Here is an 11795-nt window from a genome sequence, read left to right on the forward strand (position 1 = left end):
TATTGCCTTTTTTTGGCCACAATTGATCTTGGTATCGCCATAAAGTTTCAGCTTGAACCCGCTATTATCGTCAATAGCAACGGGGCATGAGCACCGTTAACAGTACTCAAGAGTAAAAATTGAGCCTAGTAGGAGTGACTCATCATGGGTAAAGTTTTGTTGTTTGGCTTTTTGGGGCTGCTGGGAGTTACCGCATTAATCGTTGATGCCAGCGTTACAGGTTCCGGCGGACAGGTTCAGCTCGGCTCAAAACATATCGCGATGCAACCCGCTAGCAATTGGCAGTCGGTTTTTACTGAGCACGGTATTGAGAGTGTTGATGGGGTTTTAGTGTTGTTTGACGTGGCCAAGCAAACCTTACGAAGTAGTAATCTACAACGTGCCAATAGTGGCTACGTGCCTGCGTCGACTTTTAACATTGCTAATGGGCTTATTGCGTTGGAGTTAGGCGTCGTGAAAGATGTTGATCTGCCATTGCCTTGGGAGCCAAACCAGAGTTTTACTGGCGCTTTTAAAAGCTCGCAGGTACCAGTGTTTGAGCATATCGCCAGCAACATAGATAAACAACGTATGGCAAATATGTTGGCGTACATCGATTACGGCAATCAATCGATAAGTGGTGGCTTTCCTCGGTTTTGGCTGGCGGGCGATTTGCGCATTAGCGCGATTGAGCAAATCCAGTTTTTGCATCGGCTACATAGCAACACGTTACCGCTAAGCTTGCACTCCCAAGCGCTAATAAAACAACTTATGCAAACCGACTCTAGTGAATCATATGCGCTTTATGCTGCCGCAGGTTACGGCGGTGACACGCTCAAAGGCGTTGGCTGGTGGATTGGTTGGGTCGAGCAAAATAACAATACGGTGTTTTTTGCGCTTAATATTGATATGGCGAGTATGCAGCAAGCTTCGCTTGGGCAAGCCATCGTCAAGGCTGTTTTATTACAAGAGCAGCTGATCCAAGTGTAAATATAAAGCCGCTAAGGCTTTATAGCACTAACCAGTGCTATTGCCACCTTTGATAGCTGCTTGCAAAAAATCAGCCCATTAACGACTGCAATGACTCTTGGCTGGTAAAGCGTTTATTAAAGAAGTCTAAAAACACACTGATATTGGTTGCGAGCTGGCGACGGCTTGAATAAACCCCGTAAACCTTAAAAGCCTCCATTGGCCACTCTTGCAAAATTGGCACTAACGACCCACTTGCTAGCTCGTTTTTACATACTGAATTAGACAGCATGGCAATGCCAAAATCATCCATGACTAACTGCTTAACCATCACGGCGCTATTGACCCTGACTTTACGCTTAAAGTTAACCATGGTTTTTCGCGCCCCTTTACCCAATGGCCAAATCGGTGCCGACCGCGACGTTCCCAGTAAAATGCCACTGTGTTGTGCCAGCTCTTGGGGGTTAGCTGGCGTACCGTGATTTTTTAAATAGCCAGGGCTAGCAACCAATATAGGTTGGCGTTCAAACAGCAAGCGTGCCACCAAATCACTTGATTGCAGTGGTCCATACTTAATGGCTATGTCGTAGCCTTCGCCAACTAATCCAACATCGTTGTCGGTAAATTGCACGTCGAGCTCTACATTCGGGTAAAGTCGTAAAAAGCCGCTACACAAACTGGCGACCAATTCTTGGCTAAACGAGACCGGAATTGCCACCCGCAGCGAACCCGACACATCGTTGTGGGTGTTCTCAATGGTTGCTTTGGCTGCTTCAATTTCATCACTTATACTAGTGCAGTGCTGAAAAAAAAGCGCACCTACCTGAGTCAGGCTTAGGTTGCGTGTATCGCGTTGTAAAAGGCGCACGCCTAGCTGCTCTTCAAGCTGGGCGACTTTACGGCTAATAGTGGATTTTGGCATGCCTGTTTCGCGCGCGGCTTGGGTGAACCCATTGGCTCTAACCACCGCTGCAAACAGCATCATACCGTTTAAATCTGGCATGTTATCTTCACTGTCTCAAATATGGAACAAAGCGTCTTGTACAGTTTAATAGCAATTGACTAGATAACAAAGTTATATTTACTGGCTAAAAAACTCAGAGGCTCAAAGCAGAGGATCTTTCGATGACCAGCAAGAATCAGCCCGTTAACACGACTCAAGCTCAAACTGCCGATCCGCTTTTTTTAAAAGCTGAGCAGTTGGCAAAAGACTTTTCTCTGTTTCCAGAGCACAGTAAGCAAACTTTATCTGAGGAGATCAAAGGTCTTCTTGGTGATGATGAAATCCAAGCCAATTTAAACGAACTTGCCGGATTAGACGTCGACGGTTATGTCACTAAGGTGATCCAACCAACACAAGACAAAAACCGCCCAGGTGCTAAGCGCATCATTGCGGACTTAAAAGGTAAGCTAATTACCGAAACCCATATTGGCGCTTTTTATAGTGCAGAGGTTGAGCTGAACTTTGGTTCTCGCACCCGCCGTATTGGTTTTATCGCTCAAGAGCGTACTACAGCTAACGGCGCGTGGATGCCAGAGCATCATTTAGCGTGTTGTAAGGCGATTCGCCACTTTGCTGAATTGTCGATGCCAATCATTTATCTTATCGACACTCCCGGTGCTGATGCCGGCGAAATAGCAAATAGCCAAAACCAAGCACATTCTATTTCTAAAGCGATTGCTGAAAGTGCCAACGTTGACGTACCAACCGTGGGTATTGTTATTGGTGCCGGTTATTCTGGTGGTGCCATTCCGTTGGCGGCAGCGAATATCTTGTTGTCATTGCGCGACGGTATTTTTAATACGATCCAGCCTCAAGGCTTACAAAGCATTGCCCGTAAGTACAACCTATCATGGCAAGAATGTGCTAAATCAGTTGGGGTATCGCCAGAAGAGCTTTACACATCAGGTTGTATTGACGGTATTGTTGATTTTTCGCCGTCAGATAAAGATGAGCGCCAACATAACTTACGCCGCGCTATTATTAGCAGTGTTGAAGCGGTAGAAAACGCCGCTGTGCAGTTTGTACGTGAGTCTGATGATTTACGTGAGCATTATGACCGCAGCTTGGCGCGCTTTTTAGAGCCGTCGACCAATTTAGCCGCACTAGAAGTCAATGCAGAGCTGGCTGTTGCTAACAACCCAACCATGCATTTGAACTTGTTTGGTAGTACTTACCGCTACTTACGTTACTTAACATTGCGTAGCCGTATTCATTCAATCTCGCAAGATCAATATGGTCGTTTATCTAAGGTCAGTGTACCTGAAGGTGATTTGCTAGCGCGTATTCAGCAAGAGCAAGACAAAGTATTCCAGTCATGGTTATCAAGCCCTGACAAACTCGTATACGACGAGGAGTTGAACAAACTTTGGGGTAACTTTATTGCTAAGCGTGATGATGTTTCTACTGAACGGAACATGCTAACTCGCTTAATCTTAGGTGAACCAAAAGAGAATTACGATAAAGCCCGCAAAGCGCTTATCTTCAACGTCAGCTGGTCGCTATTCCACCGCTGGAAAGGCAATGCCGAAAACAACTTTAAGGGGCTAATTCGCTACCTTGAAACCTTGCCATCAGAAGTGACCCAAGCCGATTGGCCTGAGCTTAATCAACTGACGGTATTGGATGTCATTATTCATGACGAGCTGCGTGAAGACTTTATTTGGCAATGTCACAACATTTTGGTGTTTAACGCCCTATACGACAACGTGGTCGGTAACTTGGCGTCTATCGCAAAAGAAGCCATGATGTCTAAAAGCTTGTCACGTAGCTCAGTTGATAACTTGCTTCACGATTCAATCGATAGAGCGCTATCGACCCAAGATGTGGCTAACGACAAAACCAAGTTCTACAACTGGCTTAAGTACTTTATGTCGCAGTCAAACCGCGCTGAACTACTGACTCGAACCGAGCAGTGGAAAAGTGTTGGTTTCCCACAGTTGAACAATAGTCTGTTTGTTATTTTGACTTACTTCTTCGAGCGCCTACTGCCAGAGTACTTTGCTAGTGAAGAAGAAAGCAGCGACTACACTGGTGCCATTAACCCGGTTCGTATTGGTCGTCGTAAAGATTTCTGGAACCGCTTGACCATGGGTTACCAAGATCTGTTAATCCAAAAAGTACTGCGTGATGAAAAGCGTGCAGGCAAAATGGGTTGGGACGCCATTATCGGTAAGTTCTTCTCTGAGTTTGAAGAAATTAACGGCGACAAAATTTCAGCCAACTTGCTTAACTTCCCAGGTTTCCGCTTATCGATTGAAGATGCCCTTGATAAAGGTATTCGTCCGTGTGGTTTAATTACCGGTCTGGCAGATTTTGACAGCGACGGCACACCAATGCGCGTCGGTGTTGCAGTATCAAATACGGCATTCCAAGCGGGTGCGTTTGATATGGCAGCAGCTGAAAAATTCAGTGCACTACTTATTGAATGTGCCAAGCGTAAGTTACCGGTGATCTGTTTTATCAGTTCAGGTGGTATGCAGACTAAAGAAGGTGCTGCAGCGCTATTCTCTATGGCGGTAGTTAACGACCGTATTACCCGCTTTATTCGCGATAACGAATTACCCGTACTGATGTTTGGTTACGGCGACTGTACCGGTGGTGCACAAGCAAGTTTTGTAACTCATCCATTAGTGCAAACTTACTACTTGTCGGGTACAAACATGCCGTTTGCGGGTCAAATGGTGGTACCAGCGTACCTGCCATCAACCTCTACGCTGTCTAACTACTTATCAAAAGTACCTGGCGCGATGACCGGCTTAGTTGAAAACCCATTCAGCACCACGTTAGACGATCAGTTAAGTAGTATTGATCCATTAATGCCTAAGCCAACCGCTAAGGTTGAAGTGATTATCAACAATGCTTTATCAACATTGATGCCTGAAGTCGCTGTGGAAACAGATGAGATTATTCAAGACGACCCTCGCGCATTGATGAAGCCTATCAATAAAGTGTTGGTGCATGCGCGTGGTTGTACTGCGGTTAAACTTATTCGTAAAGCACACGACAACAAGATTAATGTGGTGTTAGTGGCCTCAGATCCGGATATGACATCGGTACCGGCTGACATGCTAAAAGTTAACGACAAGCTAGTTTGTATTGGTGGTAACACTTCTGATGAAAGTTACCTCAACGCCTACTCAGTGTTAAAAGTCGCTGAGTACGAAAACGTTGACGCATTGCACCCTGGTATTGGTTTCTTATCAGAAAGCCCACAGTTTGCTGCACTTTGTGTTAATAACGGCGTTAACTTTGTCGGCCCAAGCGTGCACAGCATGACCACTATGGGCAACAAGTCGAACGCAATTAAAACCTCGCAAGAGCAAGAAGTACCGGTAGTTCCAGGTAGTCATGGTATTTTGACTAACGCCGAGCAAGCGGTAAACGTGGCGAGCGAAATTGGCTACCCAGTATTGCTTAAAGCTGTACAAGGTGGTGGCGGTAAAGGTATTCAAGTTGTTGAACGCTATGAAGACATGATCGAGCTGTTCCAAAAAACATCGACTGAAGCGGCTGCCGCATTTGGTAATGGTGACCTTTACTTAGAGAAATATGTTACTTCACTACGTCATATTGAAGTGCAATTGCTACGTGACCAATTTGGTAACACTAAGGTACTGGGTCTACGGGATTGTTCTGTACAGCGCAATAACCAAAAAGTGGTTGAAGAGTCAGGGTCAACGATGTTGCCTGATGAGCTAAAACAACGCGTACTTGAATACACACGTCGACTTGGCGATGCAACTGACTACATGGGGGCTGGTACTGTAGAGTTCATTTATAACCTAGACGCAAACGAAGTCTACTTTATGGAAATGAACACCCGTTTGCAGGTTGAGCATCCAGTAACCGAAGCTACATCGGGCATCGACATTGTTAGCGCAGGTTTTGATATTGCAGCGGGCCGCTCAATTGCCGACCTAGAGCCACAAAGCATTGGTTATGCAATGGAAGTTCGTGTAACAGCTGAAAAAGCCGCACTAGATAGCAATGGCATTTTACAGTTGCTACCTAACCCTGGTTTGATTACTGAATACAAAATGCCTGAGCGTGATGACATTGAAATCATCTCTATCGCTGGCGAAGGTAAAGAAGTATCGCCTTACTACGATAGCTTGATTGCGCAAATCATTTGTCGTGGCGACAGCCGTGAAGACGTTATTCATAAGTTGCATGACTACTTGACCAATGAAGTGGTTATTAAAGGCATTGCATCTAACATTCCATTGTTAACTCGTATTCTAAGTGATGGCACCTTTAAAGAAGGCGTGTACGACACTAACTACTTGCCACGGTTTATGGCTGAGCTAGACATCCCTGAGCTAATCGCTGAGATGGAAGCTGCTGCTGAAACCGTTGGGGTTGATACAGAGTCACTGCGAGTGGGTGAAAGTAATGAGCTTAAGGTTATGGCACAAGGTGCTGGTATCTTCTATACCTCTCCAGCGCCGGGTGAAGCTGACTTTGTTAAAGAAGGCGATATCGTTACCGTAGACCAAACTTTAGCGCTTACAGAAGCGATGAAGATGTTCTCGCAGGTAACGCTGGCTGGCTTTAACCGTAAGAACGCAATACTTTACCCTGAAGATCAGCAGTACCGTATTGAGCGTATTCTTAACAGTAACGCCCAGCAGGTATCGCAAGGCGAGCTACTGTTTGTCGTGTCACCTGTTTAACAGCAAGGTGTAAACAGTACGCTTAGTTGAGCGCGCTTATTTAAGCTAATTGTTCTAGCCTAAATTGACATAAAAATACCCACCTAGCGTGGGTATTTTTTTGCCTCAGTAAGACCGTTTGAGCTAACTGTTAGCACCCGATTCACGTGCGAGGGTAATAAAGCTCTGCGCTGCGGCGGTTAAGGGTAAGTTTCGCCGCCAAATGAGGGCCAGATCCCATGTTAAAGCGGGGCTTAAAGGTCGATACACAAAGGCATCGGCTCGCAATCTCTCGCAAATAGGTTCAGGTAAAATTGCTATCCCCATTCCAGCTTCAACCATGGCCGCCATAAAATCCCAATGGCCACTTTGCGCCGCAATATTGAGTTCAACATTTGCTTGTCTGCTCGAACGCAATAGCAGCTTAGCCAGCGAAAAGTCATCGTTATACAATATAAACGGGAACGGTTCTATTTCGGCCCAACTAAGTGTGTTTGCAGTGGCTAGCGGATGCGTATTTGGCATGCAAGCCAACAATGGATAAGCCTGTAATTTGTGGCTGTCAAACTCATCTTTGTGGGTGGTCGGCAGTGCCGTGAATGTTAAATCTAAGGTATCGTTTAATAGTGCTTGCTCTGCACCATAGCCGCCCAACTCCATAATTGTCACCTCAATCCCCGGAAATCGCTGGCGGTAACAGCCCAGTAAATCGGCGACCATCTCACCCATCATCGGGCAAACACCTAACCTAAGTTGGCCGACTTCAAGTCCATTTAATCGGTTGAGGTCTTCTTGCAGTCGGTGCCACTGGCCAACAATTTGTTTAGCGTTGCCCGCCAGCACTTTACCCGCCTCGGTGGGGATCACTTTTTGATTGTTGCGGATCAACAATGGCTGCGATAAATGCGACTCTAAACGCTGGATCAGCTTGCTCAGTGTGGGTTGAGTTAGGTGTAATTTTTCAGCTGCGCGAGTGTAATTACCCATTTCAATAAGGGTAATAAAACAGTGCAGGCTTTTAATCTGAACGTTCATGCTATTAGGGCATACAGTTGATGGGGATTATTCATTTTACTAATAGCGCCTAGCAAGATACTTTGACCTTAATCGCACAATCAATTTTTTTATGTAACAAGGACATATTATGAAGTCGTTTCAAGGTTTATTCGCTCAAGCATTATATTTAGCTGCTATGCCACTTGAGAATAATGCCCTGCAACAAGCTGAGCCGAACGAGGTGCCAGCGACTACTGGCGAGTGCACTAAAGAGACCACACAAACGACTTAAGGTACATCGGCAAGTATGGGCGGCAAACATATGCCGCCTGCTAACCAGAGCCCGTCGCCTTTACCTAACAACATATCTACAGCATTTTTAACTTCGCCGTCGTCATGTTTTATGACTTCCAGCCAAATACCCACCGAGTATCATCGGTGAGTTCGTGCCAATCAATATCGTATTGTGCCCGTGTTAACACCGCTTCAAGGGTGCAGCTTTCAACTGTTGCATCGGCATCATCAAACTCAACGTCAACCACAATAAAGTGCTTTTGCTTCTGCTTTGGTTGCAGTGCCGTCCATTTACTTTGCAGTAATTTTTTGGGGTTTATTTTATTCATCTTATTTACTACGTAGGTGAGGTGATAAAGATCAAAATTTTTAATAATGGCAATAATTAATTAAACCCTAATCTATAATGACCTGTTACGCTGTTATAAATGCTATTAGAACGCGATAAAGCTCATGTATTTGCGTCGTTACATATATATATTTCTGGTTCAACGTAGTTATTAAATACGGAAATAGTAAACACGCTTTAGATTTGGTTGAAAATTGTGCTGCGTTAAAACTGTAACGCTTTATTGATTTAAATATAGCCAATAAATATTAACGCTGCTTGTTCTAAACACGGTTTTAATGTGTGCAGGTTTATTTTCTTGCTATTTTATGTGACGCGTTAGACATTTTATTGGTTAATAATGTTCGTTAGGTGTAATTTTAAACTTATGGCATGCATTTAGCACAGTTTTTAGTAATCGCTTAGGCTGTCAAAATATTTACTACTTTCAAAGCTGTTGGTTAATAAATGCACACTAGTGAATGGTAACAAGCTAAAATAAACCATTAATAATGGGTTTAATAACATTAAATTTCATAGCGGTTAAAAAACACTCAAAAGGGTTTGTTAATGAAACACCAACGCGGGCTATTAAACTATATTGGTGCGCAATTAATTGCAGGTTATAAGTTTATTATTTTTAGCGGCATTATTGCAGCTGCTTGCGTTGCGACTTGTCATGCTGAGACCGATAAAACAGCAACTTTAGACCGTGATTCACAGCTACTACAACTGCAAGAAAAGCTTGCAGAATGGGAACGGTTAAAGCCTGCAATACAGAGGCTTATCGATAATGAAGCTGATTTGGAGTTGCTGGTTAATGAGCTAAGTAAGTTGTCTGACTTACCTGCAAAACCTAAAGAAGCAACTAAAGGCAAGGTATTAGGCCCGGCATATTCCACCATTGCGGCAGATAGCTTTACTAGCAGCGCAATAACAGAAGCTAGTAAAGTAACAATAGATAGCCCGGCTAATATGTACGCTGTGCATTTAGCTTCTTTTGTTCGGCAGTCCAATGTGATGCCAAGTTGGTTACGTTACTTTGCGCGTTACCATAAAATTTTGGGTGCTGGCCAACCATTAAAAGTGGGTTTTACAAAAGCTAGTGTTCATTATTCTAGGTTAATTTATGGTCCATATTTAAATAAAAAAGATGCAGTAGCTATTTGCCAATATATGAAGTCTGACAACCAGTATTGCGCAGTGGTTAAGTATGCGGGTGAACAATTATAATTGTCATCATTAATTTAACTAACCCTAATTAACATTGTTATTCATAATTAATAGAGTTAATCGTTAAAGTTTATTATTACCGTGCCGATTAGATAGTTAGAGTCGGCATTAATTAAGTGTGGTACCTTTATATTATTAAAGCGTATTGCAGTGTCATACCTACAACACAAAAAATATATAATGGAGTTATAAATGAAAAATGTGTCTATTGTAGCCAGTGCAGTCAGCTTGGCATTAGTGGTTGCGGCGTCTTCTCCTGTATTGGCAGAGTCACAAACAACAACTGCGTCAGTAACCGTGAAAAATACTTTTGAACTAACAATTGATAAGCCTCTTAGTTTTGGTGAAATCAGAGTGAAGAATGATGACAATGGTACTGACCCTGATACAGCAACAGTTACCGTTTTTGCAGATGATGCCAAAGCACCAATTGCTGCATCTGATGGTAATGCATCTGCACAAATCTTGACCGCGGGTACGCCTGGTGAAGTTTCTGTTAGTGGCGTAGCTGCATTCACTGGTTTGTCTATTGTTTTACCTACAGGCCCTATCGATGTGGATGCTGCATCAGCGCCTCCAGGTACTCCAGGTTTTACACTGGTAGTTGATGATGCATTTATAACCTCGGGTACAAATGCTGGTAAAACATACGAGTCTGGAAATAGTCTTCTAACTGCTGATGAAACAGGGGCTGCAAGTTTCAACTTTGGTGGCATATTGACAACAGATGTTGATGCGGCAACTGGGACTTACATTGACGGTGAGTACACTGGTTCATTTGCTATTGAAGTAAATTACTAGGATATAAAGCTGTGGATTCTGGTGGGGATATTTCCATTAACCCACCAGATTTATTATGAAAAATATTTTTAAGTTTACCGCTTTATCTACCATTATCCTTAGTCATTCACCGGCTGTTGCAGAGCTTTATTTCGATGAGCCATTGTCGTTTGGCAGTATCATTATTACCGATAACAGTACCGTTGGTAGCATAACTGTACCTGCTTATGGAAATACCGTGACCAGTGGCGGTGTGATGGTGCTTACTCCAGGTAACCCAGCAGAGCTGGTTTTTACTGACTATATCCCTTACAGCACATTAACGGTGACACCAATGCTACCTGTAACGACCAGCATTACTAGTGGGATCACAGAGCAGTTTACGTTAGACCAAATAGATATACCTAGCCGTATTAGAACCGATAGTGCGGGTATGGCTAGGGTTAAAATGGGAGGCAGGTTAACCACCTCCGGCAATGGTGGGCGTTATATCAATACAGCGTACAAAGCTGTATTTCATATTGATATAAGCTACTAAGCCATTATTTAACGCGTTAGCGTCAGTGAAAAGCCATTGACTGAGCATCATTCATTTTGTGAGTAAGAGCCAATATCATGTTTAAGCTATTTTTTAAATCGACCGTCGCCGCTGTATTGTGTGTGGTTTCGCTGTTAAATATTGCCCAAGCCAGTTTACTGGTGTCACCGACCCGTTTAGCTTTTGAGGGGCGAGAGCGTTCGCATGAAATTGTATTGATTAACACCAGCACTGAAGTGCGAACTTACCGGTTGAAGTGGGTAGAAAAAATGGCTATGCCTACTGGCGGTTATAGAGAGCTTTCTGCTCAAGAGGCCATGACCTATAACAGTGCCAGCGAGATGATACGTTTTAGCCCTAAACAGGTGACATTAAAACCAAAAGAGCGGCAGGTGGTGCGGTTAGGGTTGAGACGCCCAAAAGGCCTTGCTGATGGTGAATACCGTTCGCATTTAAAGTTTGAGGCGCTACCGCTAAAGCGTGACAATAATGACAGCGGCGAAATGTCGATTCGTTTAGATGTACTGCTCAGTTATAGCCTGCCGATAGTCGTTCGGCAGGGGGAAGTGACGCACCATATTGAGATTGCCTCTAAGACATTAGCATTTGATAGTCATACCGGAAAAACCCAATTAAGCGTTAATTTGAGCCGCAGTGGTCAGTACTCAACCACTGGTAGCCTTACTGCTTTTTGGCAAGATGGTAGCAATGCCGAAAAAGTGGTGGCGCGGCTAAATAACGTTAATATTTACCCTGAATTGAGCCAAACAACGCAAGTAATGGCTTGGATTGAAAAAGATTTTCGCCCTGCAAGCGGTACCTTGCGAATAGTGTACGAAGGTAAGCAGGAGTTTAATGGCCAAATTTTTGCTGAGCGAGAGTTTAAAGTAACCCCGGCAATGTTTAACGCCCAGCTTTAACCTAAGTTAGCCGAAAATAATGGCTAGTGTACTGATTGAAATTGACTTTGGTGAGGCTAAATAAATTGAATGGCTGTTGGATTTTATCTAGAGTCATCACTTT

10 protein-coding genes are annotated in these 11795 nt (G+C 43.9%); 7 read left to right on the forward strand and 3 right to left on the reverse strand.

What is annotated here, in order from left to right; all coding sequences use genetic code 11:
• The first annotated feature begins 144 nt into the window (after positions 1 to 144).
• Entirely contained in the window at positions 145 to 969 is an 825-nt protein-coding gene (locus RGE70_RS01850) for a penicillin-binding transpeptidase domain-containing protein (RefSeq protein WP_310469860.1), read from the forward strand.
• A gap of 70 nt (positions 970 to 1039) precedes the next feature.
• Here RGE70_RS01850 and RGE70_RS01855 read toward each other — a convergent pair whose 3' ends face one another.
• The gene (locus tag RGE70_RS01855) at positions 1040 to 1951 is read right to left on the reverse strand and encodes a LysR family transcriptional regulator (RefSeq protein ID WP_310469861.1); all 912 of its coding nucleotides are present in this window, start codon (positions 1949 to 1951) and stop codon (positions 1040 to 1042) included.
• A 122-nt stretch (positions 1952 to 2073) separates the two neighbouring features.
• On the opposite strand from RGE70_RS01855, the gene RGE70_RS01860 reads away from it, so the two are divergent.
• The gene (locus RGE70_RS01860; RefSeq protein ID WP_310469862.1) at positions 2074 to 6624 is read left to right on the forward strand and encodes an ATP-binding protein; all 4551 of its coding nucleotides are present in this window, start codon (positions 2074 to 2076) and stop codon (positions 6622 to 6624) included.
• Positions 6625 to 6747: 123 nt separating this feature from the next.
• Here the strand turns inward: RGE70_RS01860 and RGE70_RS01865 are convergent, their stop codons facing one another.
• Positions 6748 to 7638, reverse strand: coding sequence for a LysR family transcriptional regulator (locus RGE70_RS01865; protein ID WP_310469863.1), 891 nt, complete (start codon positions 7636 to 7638; stop codon positions 6748 to 6750).
• A 109-nt stretch (positions 7639 to 7747) separates the two neighbouring features.
• Here RGE70_RS01865 and RGE70_RS01870 point away from each other — a divergent pair, with 109 nt between their 5' ends.
• The gene (locus RGE70_RS01870; protein ID WP_310469864.1) at positions 7748 to 7891 is read left to right on the forward strand and encodes a hypothetical protein; all 144 of its coding nucleotides are present in this window, start codon (positions 7748 to 7750) and stop codon (positions 7889 to 7891) included.
• Between the two features lie 109 nt (positions 7892 to 8000).
• Here the strand turns inward: RGE70_RS01870 and RGE70_RS01875 are convergent, their stop codons facing one another.
• Positions 8001 to 8222, reverse strand: coding sequence for a TIGR02450 family Trp-rich protein (locus RGE70_RS01875; RefSeq protein ID WP_310469865.1), 222 nt, complete (start codon positions 8220 to 8222; stop codon positions 8001 to 8003).
• A gap of 569 nt (positions 8223 to 8791) precedes the next feature.
• Here RGE70_RS01875 and RGE70_RS01880 point away from each other — a divergent pair.
• From RGE70_RS01880 to RGE70_RS01895, 4 genes are all read left to right on the forward strand, one after another.
• On the forward strand, positions 8792 to 9454 hold the full coding sequence (locus RGE70_RS01880; RefSeq protein ID WP_310469866.1) for a hypothetical protein: 663 nt from the start codon (positions 8792 to 8794) through the stop codon (positions 9452 to 9454).
• 192 nt (positions 9455 to 9646) lie between these two features.
• Positions 9647 to 10255 carry a DUF4402 domain-containing protein gene (locus tag RGE70_RS01885; RefSeq protein ID WP_310469867.1) on the forward strand — a complete coding sequence of 203 codons (609 nt, stop codon included), beginning with the start codon at positions 9647 to 9649 and terminating at the stop codon, positions 10253 to 10255.
• Between the two features lie 55 nt (positions 10256 to 10310).
• Positions 10311 to 10772 (forward strand): DUF4402 domain-containing protein, encoded by a 462-nt coding sequence (locus tag RGE70_RS01890; protein WP_310469868.1) that lies wholly within the window; start codon positions 10311 to 10313, stop codon positions 10770 to 10772.
• A gap of 77 nt (positions 10773 to 10849) precedes the next feature.
• The gene (locus RGE70_RS01895) at positions 10850 to 11692 is read left to right on the forward strand and encodes a fimbrial biogenesis chaperone (RefSeq protein ID WP_310469869.1); all 843 of its coding nucleotides are present in this window, start codon (positions 10850 to 10852) and stop codon (positions 11690 to 11692) included.
• Positions 11693 to 11795 lie beyond the last annotated feature (103 nt).

Source organism: Shewanella youngdeokensis (assembly GCF_033180165.1).
GTDB lineage: Bacteria > Pseudomonadota > Gammaproteobacteria > Enterobacterales > Shewanellaceae > Shewanella > Shewanella youngdeokensis.

Excerpts from the sequence above, each read along its gene's own strand:
- RGE70_RS01850 (WP_310469860.1), top strand. The coding sequence starts at position 145 with ATGGGTAAAGTTTTGTTGTTTGGCTTTTTGGGGCTGCTGGGAGTTACC.
- RGE70_RS01855 (WP_310469861.1), bottom strand. The coding sequence starts at position 1,951 with ATGCCAGATTTAAACGGTATGATGCTGTTTGCAGCGGTGGTTAGAGCC.
- RGE70_RS01860 (WP_310469862.1), top strand. The coding sequence starts at position 2,074 with ATGACCAGCAAGAATCAGCCCGTTAACACGACTCAAGCTCAAACTGCC.
- RGE70_RS01865 (WP_310469863.1), bottom strand. The coding sequence starts at position 7,638 with ATGAACGTTCAGATTAAAAGCCTGCACTGTTTTATTACCCTTATTGAA.
- RGE70_RS01870 (WP_310469864.1), top strand. The coding sequence starts at position 7,748 with ATGAAGTCGTTTCAAGGTTTATTCGCTCAAGCATTATATTTAGCTGCT.
- RGE70_RS01875 (WP_310469865.1), bottom strand. The coding sequence starts at position 8,222 with ATGAATAAAATAAACCCCAAAAAATTACTGCAAAGTAAATGGACGGCA.
- RGE70_RS01880 (WP_310469866.1), top strand. The coding sequence starts at position 8,792 with ATGAAACACCAACGCGGGCTATTAAACTATATTGGTGCGCAATTAATT.
- RGE70_RS01885 (WP_310469867.1), top strand. The coding sequence starts at position 9,647 with ATGAAAAATGTGTCTATTGTAGCCAGTGCAGTCAGCTTGGCATTAGTG.
- RGE70_RS01890 (WP_310469868.1), top strand. The coding sequence starts at position 10,311 with ATGAAAAATATTTTTAAGTTTACCGCTTTATCTACCATTATCCTTAGT.
- RGE70_RS01895 (WP_310469869.1), top strand. The coding sequence starts at position 10,850 with ATGTTTAAGCTATTTTTTAAATCGACCGTCGCCGCTGTATTGTGTGTG.